Origin of the sequence: Sporosarcina sp. FA9 (assembly GCF_051550205.1) — a bacterium.
GTDB lineage: Bacteria > Bacillota > Bacilli > Bacillales_A > Planococcaceae > Sporosarcina.
On record NZ_CP188819.1, the window covers coordinates 2,440,817 to 2,455,100 of the forward strand.

14 protein-coding genes and 2 pseudogenes are annotated in these 14,284 nt (G+C 36.9%); 5 read left to right on the top strand and 11 right to left on the bottom strand.

Translation table 11 applies throughout. The features are described 5' to 3' along the window. Position 1 precedes the first annotated feature (1 nt). The 6 genes and pseudogenes from ACP8HH_RS12145 to ACP8HH_RS12170 all read right to left on the bottom strand — a co-directional run bounded on the left by ACP8HH_RS12145 (position 2) and on the right by ACP8HH_RS12170 (position 6,339). Positions 2-901: a branched-chain amino acid ABC transporter permease gene (locus tag ACP8HH_RS12145; RefSeq protein ID WP_438311642.1), complete on the bottom strand. Its 900-nt coding sequence runs from the start codon at positions 899-901 to the stop codon at positions 2-4. Between the two features lie 109 nt (positions 902-1,010). Further along, positions 1,011-2,216, bottom strand: coding sequence for an ABC transporter substrate-binding protein (locus ACP8HH_RS12150; RefSeq protein WP_438311644.1), 1,206 nt, complete (start codon positions 2,214-2,216; stop codon positions 1,011-1,013). A gap of 200 nt (positions 2,217-2,416) precedes the next feature. After that, a pseudogene (locus ACP8HH_RS12155) lies at positions 2,417-2,575 on the bottom strand (GntT/GntP/DsdX family permease); the annotation flags it as partial. Between the two features lie 1,086 nt (positions 2,576-3,661). Further along, positions 3,662-4,321, bottom strand: a complete 660-nt coding sequence (locus ACP8HH_RS12160; RefSeq protein ID WP_438311646.1) for a 3-oxoacid CoA-transferase subunit B — start codon at positions 4,319-4,321, stop codon at positions 3,662-3,664. Between the two features lie 23 nt (positions 4,322-4,344). Continuing rightward, entirely contained in the window at positions 4,345-5,031 is a 687-nt protein-coding gene (locus ACP8HH_RS12165; protein WP_438311647.1) for a CoA transferase subunit A, read from the bottom strand. Between the two features lie 123 nt (positions 5,032-5,154). Then, positions 5,155-6,339 carry an MDR family MFS transporter gene (locus tag ACP8HH_RS12170; protein WP_438311649.1) on the bottom strand — a complete coding sequence of 395 codons (1,185 nt, stop codon included), beginning with the start codon at positions 6,337-6,339 and terminating at the stop codon, positions 5,155-5,157. Positions 6,340-6,484: 145 nt separating this feature from the next. On the opposite strand from ACP8HH_RS12170, the gene ACP8HH_RS12175 reads away from it, so the two are divergent. Continuing rightward, entirely contained in the window at positions 6,485-7,444 is a 960-nt protein-coding gene (locus tag ACP8HH_RS12175; RefSeq protein WP_438311652.1) for a TIGR01212 family radical SAM protein, read from the top strand. Further along, positions 7,441-8,028: a class I SAM-dependent methyltransferase gene (locus ACP8HH_RS12180; RefSeq protein ID WP_438311654.1), complete on the top strand. Its 588-nt coding sequence runs from the start codon at positions 7,441-7,443 to the stop codon at positions 8,026-8,028. Before ACP8HH_RS12175 ends, ACP8HH_RS12180 begins: the two co-directional genes overlap by 4 nt. 53 nt (positions 8,029-8,081) lie before the next feature. Here the strand turns inward: ACP8HH_RS12180 and ACP8HH_RS12185 are convergent, their stop codons facing one another. The 4 genes and pseudogenes from ACP8HH_RS12185 to ACP8HH_RS12200 all read right to left on the bottom strand — a co-directional run. Continuing rightward, positions 8,082-8,744, bottom strand: coding sequence for a hypothetical protein (locus ACP8HH_RS12185; RefSeq protein WP_438311656.1), 663 nt, complete (start codon positions 8,742-8,744; stop codon positions 8,082-8,084). Between the two features lie 134 nt (positions 8,745-8,878). Continuing rightward, positions 8,879-9,601, bottom strand: a complete 723-nt coding sequence (locus ACP8HH_RS12190) for an SDR family NAD(P)-dependent oxidoreductase (RefSeq protein ID WP_438311658.1) — start codon at positions 9,599-9,601, stop codon at positions 8,879-8,881. Continuing rightward, positions 9,602-10,159 carry a DUF4825 domain-containing protein gene (locus tag ACP8HH_RS12195; protein WP_438311661.1) on the bottom strand — a complete coding sequence of 186 codons (558 nt, stop codon included), beginning with the start codon at positions 10,157-10,159 and terminating at the stop codon, positions 9,602-9,604. 96 nt (positions 10,160-10,255) lie between these two features. Beyond that, positions 10,256-10,621: pseudogene (locus ACP8HH_RS12200) on the bottom strand (3D domain-containing protein); the annotation flags it as partial. A gap of 248 nt (positions 10,622-10,869) precedes the next feature. Between ACP8HH_RS12200 and ACP8HH_RS12205 the strand changes: the two are divergent. The 3 genes from ACP8HH_RS12205 to ACP8HH_RS12215 all read left to right on the top strand — a co-directional run bounded on the left by ACP8HH_RS12205 (position 10,870) and on the right by ACP8HH_RS12215 (position 12,721). Next, positions 10,870-11,385 carry a GNAT family N-acetyltransferase gene (locus tag ACP8HH_RS12205; protein WP_438311663.1) on the top strand — a complete coding sequence of 172 codons (516 nt, stop codon included), beginning with the start codon at positions 10,870-10,872 and terminating at the stop codon, positions 11,383-11,385. A gap of 23 nt (positions 11,386-11,408) precedes the next feature. Further along, a complete protein-coding gene (locus ACP8HH_RS12210) occupies positions 11,409-11,990 on the top strand; it encodes a VanZ family protein (RefSeq protein WP_438311665.1) in 582 nt (193 codons plus the stop codon). A 77-nt stretch (positions 11,991-12,067) separates the two neighbouring features. Further along, the gene (locus ACP8HH_RS12215) at positions 12,068-12,721 is read left to right on the top strand and encodes a GntR family transcriptional regulator (protein ID WP_438311667.1); all 654 of its coding nucleotides are present in this window, start codon (positions 12,068-12,070) and stop codon (positions 12,719-12,721) included. A gap of 51 nt (positions 12,722-12,772) precedes the next feature. Here the strand turns inward: ACP8HH_RS12215 and brnQ are convergent, their stop codons facing one another. Then, a complete protein-coding gene (gene brnQ, locus ACP8HH_RS12220; RefSeq protein ID WP_438311669.1) occupies positions 12,773-14,125 on the bottom strand; it encodes a branched-chain amino acid transport system II carrier protein in 1,353 nt (450 codons plus the stop codon). Positions 14,126-14,284 lie beyond the last annotated feature (159 nt).

The window sequence follows — 14,284 nt, forward strand, 5'->3', positions numbered from 1 at the left end:
ATTAGAATTTCTCCTTTACTCGTTTTCCAAATAACCCCTGTGGAAAGACTGCTAAAACGACGAGAATTAAAAAGAACGCAGCAGCTTCTTTCATGGATGTACTAACTAAAGTAAAGAGATTTTCTAATACACCTAGTAAAAGTCCTCCGATAAAAATGCCTCGTGGATTCTCGATACCACCAATAATTGCAACCGCAAATGCTTTTAATCCTAGGAAAAGACCAATAAATGCACCTGGATGTACCATAGGCCCGACTAAAACGCCACCTACTCCTGCTAGGACCCCTGCAATTATAAAAGCAATGGAAGCCATTAATCGAGGATTGATTCCCATTAATGAAGCAGCATCTTTATTAAAGGCAACAGCTTCAAGCGCCTTTCCAAATAATGATTTCTTTAAGAAGGCATATAAAAGTAACATAATAACTGCAGCACTAACTAGTACAAAAATATCATGATAGCGGATTTTCAATATACCCAAATCTAAAATAGCGCGTCCAAATGGAGATGGCGCCATTAAAACATCTCTTCCCCATATAAGCATAGCTACGTTTCTCACAATCATAGAAACGGCCACAGTACTTAAAATCCAACCAATGGAATGCCAGCTTTTTAACGGACGAATCGCGACTTGTTCCAATCCCCAACCACAAATACCCAGTATGACTATAACCAATAGTAGTGATCCTATAAAGGCAATCCAAACACCTCCACCTAAAGCAGTTATTGTCATAAAGGTGGATAATCCTATAAGTGAACCAAGCATGACGAAGTCACCTTGACCAAAGTTCAAAGTTTTTGTCGTAATAAAAGTAATATAGTAGCCCTGGGCAATAATCGCATAAACGCTTCCATATACTAGCCCATTAATAAGGGCTTTTAATATATCTGTTAATTCCAAAGCAAAGGCCTCCTTGTGTTATTATGCTACAAAAAAAGCAATCGTGAAAAGGGAAATCTCATATAGACTTACCCTTTTCACCAGTTAATAGATTTATATGATGACTCTATTACTCTGCAGCGACAATTTGTAATTCATCGTTATATTTTGCAATGAATACTTCGTCAATACCAAATGCTTCATGGTTATCCTTAGTGAAAGGTACTGATTTAATTGCTGTTACACCTTCAAAGTCCGTAAAGGATTCAATTTGATCACGAATTTTCTCACTATTTATACCAACCCTTTTTATAGCATCTAAGATAAGTTTTGCACTGTCATATCCTTGTGCCGTGGCAATTGGGAATACGTCTTCACCATACATATCTATTACTTTTTTATGGAAATTTTTTGCTACTTCATTTTGATCAATCGTAAATGACTGTACAAAGAATAGATCACCCTTCACAAGATCTCCAACTAGATTTAAAACAGTAGGGTCACCTGTAGCCCAAGTCGCGTAAATAGGAGAATTCAACCCTTCATTGAAACGAGCTTCAAGTAACTTTGCTGACTGTGGTGCAAGCCCGTAGAAGATAACTGCTTCCACCCCTGCATTATTCATTGCACGAATAGAAGGCTCTAGATTCAATTCCTTTGGGTCAAAAGCTGAAATAACAGTCGGATCCATATTGTAATTTTCCTTCATTTGCTTAACAATATCTTCTTTTCCACCTTGCCCGTACCCTTCCGTATCATGGATGACACCAAGTTTCGTAAGTCCTTGTTTATCGATAAGCTCTTTTAAAATAGCGGACACTTGAACCCCATCAAGAGGAGCCACACGGAAAATATAGTTTTTATCAGCATCTTTATACTCTTGTGTGATTTGTGTACCTGTAGCTACTGGTACAACTTCAGGAATTTTTGCCTCTTGAGTAAATTGAATGTGGGCCATGGCATTCCCAGAGTTAGCTGGTCCAACTAAGGCTACAATTTTATCTTGATTAATTAATTTCTGAACAATCTCGACAGACTTTTCTGGTTTAGCTTCATCATCATATAGGACTAGATTTGCATTTTGTCCTTCAAAGCCGCCAGAATCGTTAAACTCTTTAACAGCTAGGTCCACACCTCTTTTTACTCCTTCACCAAATAGAGCTGTTCCACCCGACATAGAAATAGCTAAACCTATGTTAAAGGACTTCTTATCTGAAGAATTCCCTTGATTACTATTACCTGCAGAATTTGTTTCTTTTACCTTCGGACTACATCCAGCCAAAATTGTAAATAATAACATTAAACCCACTAGAAAGATTGCACTTGATTTTTTCAAAATAATTCCCTCCTCTTTTTAATAAACCCAAAGTTAATCTATTGATAAAACCAGCGTAATTAAAGAGAAATACCGTTTACTAATACTCTTTCTTATTGGACATGTACCACCATCAATAACAATCGCCTTTCCAGTAATACCATTTTTTTTGATTTGTCTATTTTTAAATAATCGTAAGATCTTTTAACCCCCTTTCGGTATACAGCATATTTCTTACCCAGTTTATCTACAGTCCATTTGGCAACCGCATCTGCAGCACCACTGTCTTCCATTACTTTACCGAAAATAGCTCCCAGAAGAGACATTAAATACCACGCCATGATAAAACCGGTAAACCCTGCCATATAGCTTGTGACAAAGACCAGCCTCTTCTGCAGAAGTTAAACCGGTTTGTTAATTTCTCTTTAACATTAATAAAGCGCTTTCATTCATTCAAACAGACTCTTATTTATAATGCAAACCCTATTTTACCACGTTTTATCAACAACTATTTAATAATAGTCCGATACTTCGGACTATTTCCAGAAAATTCAGTACAACCTTTTAAATACAATAAATACATCGTCCAAGTATCCGGAATTCAATCCGATAAAATGGAATATGGGTCTTAAGTAATTTTTTTGTTTTTTCAAAAATTAGTGCTAGAATCGGCTGCCAAACTAATATTAATGATTGCACTCGATTTTTCCCAAATAAAAAAACCAGATAATTACCCTGATCATACAACTTCCTTGAAACGTGATACAATACTCATTTAAAAGAGTGAATAAAAATGGACAAACAGACTTTCCCATTCCCAAATGAAGGGAAACGTTATCATACATGCTCACGTCATTTGAAAGATGAATTTGGTTATAGATGCCAGATAGACAAATTGGAAAGTTTGATATGGAAAAAAAGAGCAAGCGATAAGCTGTTATTTAGCAGTAGATGATAAGGAGGGAGTGTTTGGGGGAATACTATTTAATTTTAGACATGATACGAGTAATATTGAAAAGTTAGAAAATGATATAAAAGACTAATTCTACCAAGTACATGTAATTAATATTTCCGATTCAACCAGTCCCGCATGTACTGACACGATTGCGATTCCTAAGTTTTATGAAAGTTAAGTGGAGTTAACGCGCTTCTACCGCACTCTGGCCAAAACACAGCATAGCGATTAGCGAGACAAGAATCCGCCAATTTGATCGAAAAAAATCCCGTCCCCTAATAAATGAGGGACGAGAATATCTAGATTCCGCCACGGTGTCACCCAACTTGACTCCTTAACGCGGAAAACGGAACAGATTACTAAGTAGTTCATATAAGAGGAGTTCATCGGATTACCCTACCGACTTTCACATTTCGTCGGTTCTCTACAAGTGAAATTTAAGATTACTAATTCTTTTCAATGCTAAAGCTGTTATTTACGGTCTACCCGATATACACAATTTTAACAACTATTAATTGACCCCTTCAATAACATTTTCCACAATCAAATGTGCTTCAGTAGAGTCAATGACTTCCTGTACCGTAAATCCTTCAAAAACCTCTTTTAACTCAAGTCCTTTAGGTGTAACTTCAATCAGCGCACGTTCTGTAATAATTTTATGCACAACATTTTTTCCTGTTAAAGGAAGAGAGCATTCTTTTTTAATTTTAGCGGAACCGTCTTTTGCAACATGGTCCATAATGACGATGATTTTTCGAGCGCCATGAACTAAATCCATCGCACCTCCCATACCTTTAATCATCTTTCCAGGAATCATCCAGTTGGCAAGATCCCCTTTTTCTGAAACTTCCATAGCACCTAGAATTGCTACATCGACATGTCCACCACGAATCATTGCAAACGATTCAGCACTCGTAAAATAAGCGGAACCAGGTATAGACGTGACTGTTTCCTTTCCAGCATTGATAAGATCAGGATCTACCTCATCTTCTGTTGGATAAGGTCCAATCCCAAGAAGTCCATTTTCAGATTGAAGGACGACTGTTTTATCGTCTGAAATATAGTTTGCAACGAGAGTTGGCATTCCAATTCCAAGGTTTACATAATTACCGTCCTCAATTTCTTTTTCAGCTCGTCTCGCGATTCTTTCTCTATAATTCACTTTTGTCATCTTAAAGTTTCCCCTCCATTAAATTAACTTGTTGTTAAACGTTCGATTCGTTTTTCTTGTTTTGCCTGCAGAAGTCCTTGAACATAAATGCTTGGTGTATGGATCATCTGTGGATCCAAATCTCCTGTTTCAACGATTTCTTCTACTTCAGCAATTGTAATTTTACCCGCCGCAGCCATCATAGGATTGAAGTTCTGTGCTGTTTTATTGTAAATTAAATTTCCGAATTTATCCGCTTTTGATGCACGAATTAGAGAGAAGTCTGCACGAAGAGCTTCCTCAAGAACGTATTCTTTACCATCAAAAACTCGAATTTCTTTGCCATCTGCGACAGTAGTACCAACTCCAGCTGGCGTGTAGAATGCTGGAATTCCGGCACCACCAGCACGGATTTTTTCAGCAAGCGTCCCTTGTGGCGTGAGTTCAACTTCAATTTCTCCCGAAAGTACTTGACGTTCAAACTCTTTATTTTCACCCACATATGAACCAATCATTTTCTTTATTTGTTTATCTTTTAGTAAAAGGCCAAGTCCCCATTCATCAACACCACAATTATTTGAAATTACGGTTAAATCTTTCACACCTTTTTCAACGAGAGCCAAAATTAATTGTTCAGGAATCCCGACAAGTCCGAAACCCCCTACCATAATTGTTGCACCATCTTGGATATCTGCGATTGCATCTTTTGCAGTTGAATAAATTGGTTTCATTTTATATCCCCCTTTATACTTCCGATTCTTCTTCCTCTTCCTTTTAATTAAATCAAAGTAAGTTGAATCATGCAATGGTATGTGAAGATTTCGTCTGATCCAATCCTCACAAAAGAATCCCCATTAATGTTTTTCAAGTTTATAACCCGTTTTTTTGAGCGGACGATCGTAGAAAAAAGTAGTTGCTATCGGAATCACCATTAAAGCAGTAAGTATTAAAATCATTACTTGGATTCCGTATAACTCTGTAAGAACACCGCCTGCAAAAGGTCCAATCATCTTTCCAATTGTTGATGCACTGTTGACAATCCCTTGATAGAATCCTTCTCTACCTTTTGGTGAAAGTTGATCTGCCAATGTCGGAATTGCTGGCCAGAGAAACATTTCTCCAAATGTTAAAATCACCATTGAAACGACAAACATTTTAAAGTTCCCAGCATACGCAATGACTATAAATGATGCACCGAATATAACGATCCCTACTAGCATTTGGGTTTTTATTCGATGTTCTAGACGCTTAATAATCGGTTTAATTAGTGGCTGACCGATTATAATTAAAACGCCATTAATCGTCCAGAGTAAACTATATTGTTTTAAACTAATACCGAGAGAAAGAGAATGCGTGGAAATTGTTGTAGCCCACTGAGTGTATATGAGCCAAGTGATTAAATATCCCGCGGAAATGATTAACAAAGCATAAAACGGTGCTTTATTATGAATTCTTTTTTTCTCTTTAAATACAGATGTATGTTGGGTTGGCGAGTTGCTTATTTTTTTATAACCAAAAACTGCAATAAAAAAGAAGATAAGGTAAAAGAATAGATTCGCCGAAAAGATATAGTTTATATTAATGGATGCAACCAAACCTGCCAGTGCAGGACCAATTGCAACTCCTGCATTTTGGGCGAGATAAATTGAATTGAACGCTTTCCTTCCACCTTCAGGCCATAGTGAACCGACCATTGCATACATGCTCGGAAAAACGATTCCACCACTGAATCCAAGAATTGTTAAAAAGAAAACATACTGTGGCCAATCATGCCAGAAAATTAGAAATGCTAAAGCGACAAGGGAAATGAACGTTCCCCAGACAATCGATTTATATCCTCCGATACGGTCGAATAAAATTCCACCAAGTAAGTTACCAACGACCCCTGCTGCTGCGTTTGCCATTAAAACGAGGCCAGCGACGGATAATGATTTACCAAGATAATCGTGTATATATATTGTATTTAATGGCCATAAAAAGGAATTCCCCACAACGTTTATGAACATTCCAATAATCAGCAACCATACTGTCTTCGGCATAATATGTCCCCCACTACTTCGAATGATTAGATTGATTGTATGCTTTTATTAACCTTTCAACAAGGTGAAATGGATTATTGCTAGTTGTACAAAATTATAAATTTCGAGAAACATGATACAATATTGTTCTAGAGGAGTGAATAAAATGAAAGAACAAGCATTTCCATTTCCCACTGAGGGAAAACGCTATCACACGTGGTCACGCCACTTAAAAGATGAATTTGGTTTTAAAGTGTTCAAAGTAGCATTAGATGCAGGGTTTGACTGTCCAAATCGTGACGGCACTGTCGCATTCGGAGGCTGTACATTTTGTAGCGTCGCGGGCTCAGGTGACTTTGCAGGAGACCGTGTTGATCCTATCGATGTTCAGTTTGCCGAAATTAAAGCAAAGATGCATAAGAAGTGGAAAGATGGTAAGCCAATGGCCTATTTTCAAGCTTACACAAACACTCACGCCCCTCTTGCGAAATTAAAAGAAAAGTTTGAAGCAGCACTTGCACAAGAAGGTGTTATGGGTATTTCTATTGCTACTCGTCCCGATTGTCTTCCCGAAGACGTTGTGAACTATTTAGCTGAGTTGAATGAACGTACATATTTATGGGTTGAACTTGGTCTGCAAACGGTTCATGAGAAAACAGCAAATCTAGTGAACCGGGCACACGACTTTCCTTCGTATGTAGAAGGCGTGGAAAAACTTCGTAAACACGGCATTCGAGTTTGTACTCATATTATTAATGGTTTACCAATGGAAGACTATGACATGATGATGGAAACTGCACGTGAAGTTGCGAAGCTAGATGTACAGGGTATTAAAATCCATTTACTTCATTTATTAAAAGGGACACCTATGGTAAAACAATATGAAAAAGGTGTGCTCCGATTTCTAGAAAAAGATGAATACATTAATCTCGTCGTAGACCAACTTGAAATTTTACCACCTGAAATGATTGTCCACCGAATTACTGGCGACGGACCGATTGAACTGATGATTGGACCGATGTGGAGTGTTACGAAATGGGAAGTTTTAAATGGCATTGATAAAGAGCTCGAACGTCGCGGAAGTTGGCAAGGAAAGTTTTATAAAAAAGAAGTCGGACTAATATGAAACTACTTCGCGTCCTTCCTCTTTCAAAGGAATTGCTACGTCAAACTGTTGAAGCTGGAGAGATCGTAATCGATGCGACAGCTGGGAACGGGAATGATACGGAATTTCTGGCTGAACATGTCGGGGAAAATGGACATGTCTTCGCATTTGATATTCAACAACAGGCTCTAGACTCCACATACAATAGACTTAGTTCGTTAAATGAAAGAGTGACGTTGATATTGGACAGCCATGCAAACGTTCAAAAGTATATTACTGGAGAAGTTGGCGGTGCGATGTTTAATCTTGGGTACTTGCCATATGGCGAGGACTTATCGATTATCACTGAACCCGATTCTACTATAAAAGCGGTAGAACGTATTCTTGGTATGTTGAAAGTTGGAGGTATTGTGACCATTACTGTTTATGATGGACATATAGGTGGAGATATTGAACGTGATGCTTTACTGGACTTTGTAAAGAATTTACATCAACGCGATGTTCACGTCATTCGATATGAACTTATAAATCAACGTAAAAATCCTCCATTTCTCATTGCCCTTGAAAAAATGAGAAGCTTTACAACGCCAAGACGAGTCGAATAAACCCTATTTAATAGAGCACAAAGTTCTTCAGACTTTGAGCTCTATTTATTTATTTATTTATAATAATGAATATACGGACCGACATCTTCAGCTTCTTCAATGTTTCTCATCTCCGATTGTTCAATTCTTAAAACTTTATTGTCATAACTAATGTTCAATGATGCAACTGGGATTTTTTCGTTTTTAATAAACTCTACTAGTTTAAATGCGCGTCCCAATTCGAAGTCTATATTTTCTTCAGTAACGATTGTATTAGCCATCGAAATTCCGATGCCAATAATTACAGCTTCTTTAAAATCATGAATTACTTCAGCGCTGCTTAATCCAACTGTTGTAAAATCATTAATTGTGACAGCATAGTTATGACGGTCTGGAAACAACTCAATTAGTATTGGTTCAAATGCAGAACTTGCTTTTTTTTCCCATATTCCATAGTCATACCCATCATAAATCTCATTCGTGTAGCTTATTTGTCCTACATTAAAATGCATTTCCGGATTATTTTTCGAGTAAGCCGAAGCATGGTATGTTTTTTGAAAGAAGCTTCGATTCATTTTCTTAATGGTGAATTCCTGATTATACTTATCTTCCAAGTAAACTTTGAATTCCTCTTTTTGATTCACTAGTTCCCACGGGGTTCCGTAAAAAAAGTAGAATATAAATAAGATGATTGTCAAGAAAAACGTTGTCATAAGGATAACTAGCTTGCTTTTCAATTGAAAACATCCCCCAAAAAATTATTTTAAGATGATTGTAACATATTTCAAATTCAAAGGACTAACTCTCTTAAGGCTGGAGTTAAAAACAAAAAAGGTGTCTTACTTAAATTTCAGTAAGACACCTTTACTATTTAAAAATTACGAATATCTACAATGGGACCTTCTACTTTAAAGTTTTCATTTTCTATAAACCCAATAAGTTTCTGTGCGGTTTGTTCAGCACTGCTCAGCATACCCTGGTCTTTATAATGAATGAATTGACTTAGAAGCGGAAATGCATCCTCTTCAGTCGCCCGAATCGTTTCTTGCATCCCTGTATCAATAATCCCAGGTGCGATTGAAACAATATCCACAGGGTATTCAGCATTTGCCTGTTCAAGTCCTACAACCCTAGAGAAATGATCCAGCCCTGCTTTTGTTGCGCAATATGTTCCCCAGCCTTCGTATGCGTTGCGACCGGCCCCAGATGAGATGTTTACGATTCGCTTTGTTCCTGTGAAATTTTTCAATTCTGCAATAAATGCGTTAGATAAAATCATTGGAGCAGTCAAATTAACTGCAATAGCCTCTTCGATTCCCATAGCTTCAATGCCTCCGACCAAACCAATTGGGTCTACCATTCCTGCATTATTAATAAGCGTAAATGAGCTTGCTTCTTCCCTGTATTTACTGAGCACATTCACAATAAGTTCATGGAGCTTACTCGTATCTGCAAGATTCACAGTTATAAAATTCTCTTCATCTTTAGGCATTGTCCTAGCAATCCCGATAACTTTTTTATCCTTAGACTGCAGCTGTTTTGACAGTTCAAATCCAATTCCTTTTGAAGCACCCGTAATAATAAATACATCCATTTAACTTTCTCCTCCTGTATATGCGTCAAACCATTCGGTAAGCTGTTCATTTTCAAGTATAGGTTGCTGCACTTTTTCTTCGAATACTTGTTCATCTATGAAGGGCGAAATGTCTTCACCAAACCAGTTAATCACCCGTTCTCGTGTTACGGTATATGTTTTATCAGTAAAATGGAACTCAACAGTTTCCATATTTTTAATGAGCGTAAAAACAGCTGTCGAATTATAAAGAATCGCCTTCTTCACTCTCGCCGCTCCAATTTCTTCAATACCTTTTTCATAATTTATTGTAAATCGAAACGTCTCAGGATCTTGTTCAAACGTTTTCGGAATCTCACTCATCGGTAAATTAACAATTAGGTTTATCGTGTTTCCAGCTGCACCCATATATGAATTTTCATATTTGAGGACCCTACTAAATTGATGGGTTTCTGGTTCAAGTTGTTCCAATTGCTCTTGTTCAACAGCAGCATCCATTTTTGGTAAATAATAAAACTGAATCCAACCAAATAGTACGATACCAACGATAAGCAATCCAATAATTAGTTTTCCTTTCATATTTTTCACCCTCCTCATTAAACTCTACCATTTCATGTGTTAAGTATATATAAACAACAAAAAACCAACTAGCAATAAGTTGGTTTACAATCGCCTTTATTCAAATATCGTAATAGTTACTTCTTTTTTTCCCCATTTAAAAGCACTATTCTTGTCAGAAATAAAAACTTCAATAACATTTCCTTTAATAGCTGTACCAATATCACCCGCAATTGCATATCCATACCCTTCTACATATACCTTTGTCCCAAGTTTAATTACTTTGGGGTCAACAGCAATCACTTTTAAAGAAGGATTTCTCTTTAAGTTTAGTCCGGTTTCCGTTATTCCAGTACACCCGTTGCAATTTGCCGTATACGCGGATGAGGAGACAGTAAGCTTTTTCAAAATTTTGGTTGACGTCAACCAGGAAGGGGATTCCATACTTTTATCAGTATTTATTTTTGCGAATCCATTTATGCTCGCTATGGGGTTTATGAATACTGGATTATCTATTGTTTTTTCAAGTTTATTCATTTGAAAAATTTGTGCTGCGGAACTCGGAGCTGCACCAATCATTAAGAGGACAATTGTAAACATAAGTGTCATTAAGACATTTCTCAAATTCTCCGCTCCTTACATAATAGTCTATAATTAGATTATCAGTAAAACATTACAGAGGTGTTACAATGAGATACCTTTCATGTAACAAATCAAGTGGAGTGAATTAAGTGGATACAATAAACATTCGGCTAGCGACAAAACAAGATTCCAAAACGATTGTGAGTGTACTGCATGCAAGCCAGTGGTTTACGTACGAAAACTTATTTTCGAAAAAATACATTCAAAAACTAATTAATCAATATTACAATGAGGAACGTATCGGGAAGGAAATCGTCTCAATTAGTGAGGAGTGGCACGGCTATTACGTCGCTGAGCTCTCAGGAAGGATTGTCGGAGTCATTGGCGGTGGAATGACCAACCAAACAACGGGTGAAATTTATGTCTTTTACATGGACCCTGTCATGCGTGGAAAAGGTATTGGCACAAGGCTTCTTACGTATTACACAAAAATACAAAAACACATTTATGGTGCTACAGAACAATGGGTAGCTGTTGCAAAAGAAAATGATTATGGTATTCCTTTCTACGAATCACGCGGATTCATCTTTCAATATGAAGAATTGTCTTATGGTGCTTTAGAAAATGAGTTGGATGTCTCATTAAAGTATAAGAGAGAAATTTAGTCCGAAGGGGAGGAGGAGATTTTTTGACTGCGATTTTTGAATATATAGGGGCGATGCTTCCGTATTTAGGAGTGGCTTTACCAGTTATACTCGCTTATCGATTCATTTGCGTAAAATGTAAGAAATACAAACCAATTAACCCCTATCATGAAATTGGTGTCATAGTCTTTCTTTTATTCATAACTGCTTTGTTTTCTCAAACGATACTAACGTCTCTTTACACGGGCCCTGCCGTTGCCAACTCTTTTACAAATATCAACATTAAACCTTTTCAAGTTTTTCATGATACGTATTACTCCGTTGCGGTACTCAATTATTGGCAACCACTCGTTATCAATTTTTTAGGAAATATAGTTATTTTCATGCCCATTGGTTTTATGATGCCTTTACTATGGATACGATTCAACCGTTTCTGGAAAGTCTCACTTTTCGGGTTTACAATTTCATTCTTCATTGAAACCATACAACTTACCCAAATGAGAAGCAGTGATATAGATGATCTTTGGCTGAATACACTTGGTTGTATGATTGGATACACAATATATTTCGTTACAAAGAAGATTTTTCCTTTTGTAGATTCCTTTAAAAATAGAACTATATATTAATGCGATGTATTGTATATCATTGGAAATCATTATCCTATATACTTTAACTAATGACTTAAATAGGATGGTGAAATTCATTGCCAATACCAATTAATCACGTCAAACCTAAACGACAAACCGCCAAAGAAAATGCGTTCGATCAACTTCAACAATGGATAATTGATGGAACACTAGAACCAGGTGAAAAATTGGTAGATGTCGAACTTGCGAGTGCCCTAGGTGTTAGTAGGACGCCTATCCGGGAATCTCTGCAACTTTTAGAAGTACAAGGTTTCGTGAAAATGTATCCAGGTAAAGCAACTCAAGTTACTGAGGTCCATAAAGAGACGATTAAAGATCTTCTTCCACCTCTAGCAGCTTTACAAGCATTAGCAGCTGAACTTGTCATTCCACATCAAAGCGAGAAAATGCTTCATGAACTGGAAGGTTTGAATGAACAATTTGCAAATGCTGTGAATTCAAAAGATTATTTTTCGGCGCTGAAATTGGATGAGGAATTTCATCAAGTTATTGTAAATGCTGCAAATAATCCGTATATACATCGGATGGTTGCTTCTTTACAAGCTCATGTTCGTCGCTTATTCTTTCATAATTCCATTGTATTAACAGTGGGATCTATTGATGAACATAATGAAATCATTCGATTAATAAAAGAACGAAAGAGCACTGAAGTTTCTGGCGTAATGCGAGAAAACTGGCTACGTGCAATTGAAGAATTCAAAAACTTATAAATCTTCGAAAAGAATCCGACACCTTAAAATAAAGGGCGTCGGATTTTTTAATTATACAGTTTTAGGTCGGTACGTGATTCGAGCGAATATCGCTGTAATTAACATAATGACAAGTACTGGAAGAAGCCAACCAAGCCCTTGATGATATAATGGTAAATTTTGTTGATAAAAAGTAACTATCGGCTGCAACCAATTAAAATACGGAATCTTTAATAAGTCGCATAGTGTTTTAAATCCATCAATTATACTGATCGCGAACGCAACCGCTGTTGCAGAAATATATACCACACGAGCATGATAAAAGAGCGGAGACGTAAATGTAAGCAACATCAGGACAATAGCAAGCGGATATAGAAACATTAACACTGGAATTGAGTACGTAATGATGTTCGATAATCCAAAGTTTGCTACGACGAAACAAAACAGTGTAAAAAATGTTACGAAGTATTTATAACTGATGTTAGGTAGGATTGTGTGGAAGTATTCTCCACATGCAATCATTAGACCGATACTTGTCGTTAAACAAGCAAGGGTAATAATCACCGCTAACATTATCGAACCTATCATGCCAAAATAATAGGATGAGGCACTACTGAGTACGGGACCTCCTGTATCAAACAAACCAAATGCCTCTGTACTCGTTGCACCTAGATAAGCAATACCGATATAAAGTATGCCTAACAAGCTTGTAGCAACTGCTCCAGACTTTATAGTGGCTACTAATATTCCCCGTTTACTCGTTACACCCATGGACCGAATTACATTAATAACGATTATTCCAAATACTAAGGATGCGAGTGCATCCATTGTGTTATAGCCTTCCGTAAATCCTTTCATAAATGCGCCGTTCTTATAGGCTTCTTGCGGAGGCATAATTTCACCCATTGGTTTTACGATTACCATAATGAGCAATATAAAAAGGAGAATGATAATACCAGGTGATAAGATTTTCCCAATACGATCAACAATTTTTGCTGGGTTTAAAGATAACCATAAAGTTAAACCAAAAAATAGTAATGTGAAAATGACTAATGCGACTTGCATAGAACCCTCAGGAATAAATGGAGCAATCCCTACATCAAATGCGACTGCACCTGTTCGAGGCGCTGCAAAAAATGGTCCAATCGTTAAATAAAGTAGTGATGTAAACACTATAGCGTAGACCGGATGTATACGACTCGCAAGATCTTGTAAGTTACGACTCCCCGAAATTCCCATTGCTAAGATCCCTAAGAAAGGAAGCCCGACACCTGTTATTAAGAATCCAATAATTGCTGGCAACAAGTTTGTTCCAGCATATTGGCCAAGTTCAGCAGGAAAGATTAAATTTCCAGCACCAAAAAACAGAGCGAATAGCATTGTACCAATTACTAAATATGATGATAATGATAACTTCTTTTCCATATGTATTGTTCCCCCTGAGATGTTTAAAGCTTTCCAACGTAATGAATATCCACAATAGCTATATGCAATATATCGCTGAATAATAATATTAACTGCGTTTCATTGAAAATGCAATTTATTATTTGTTTTGAATAATAAAAATGCCCACTACTCTCCTTA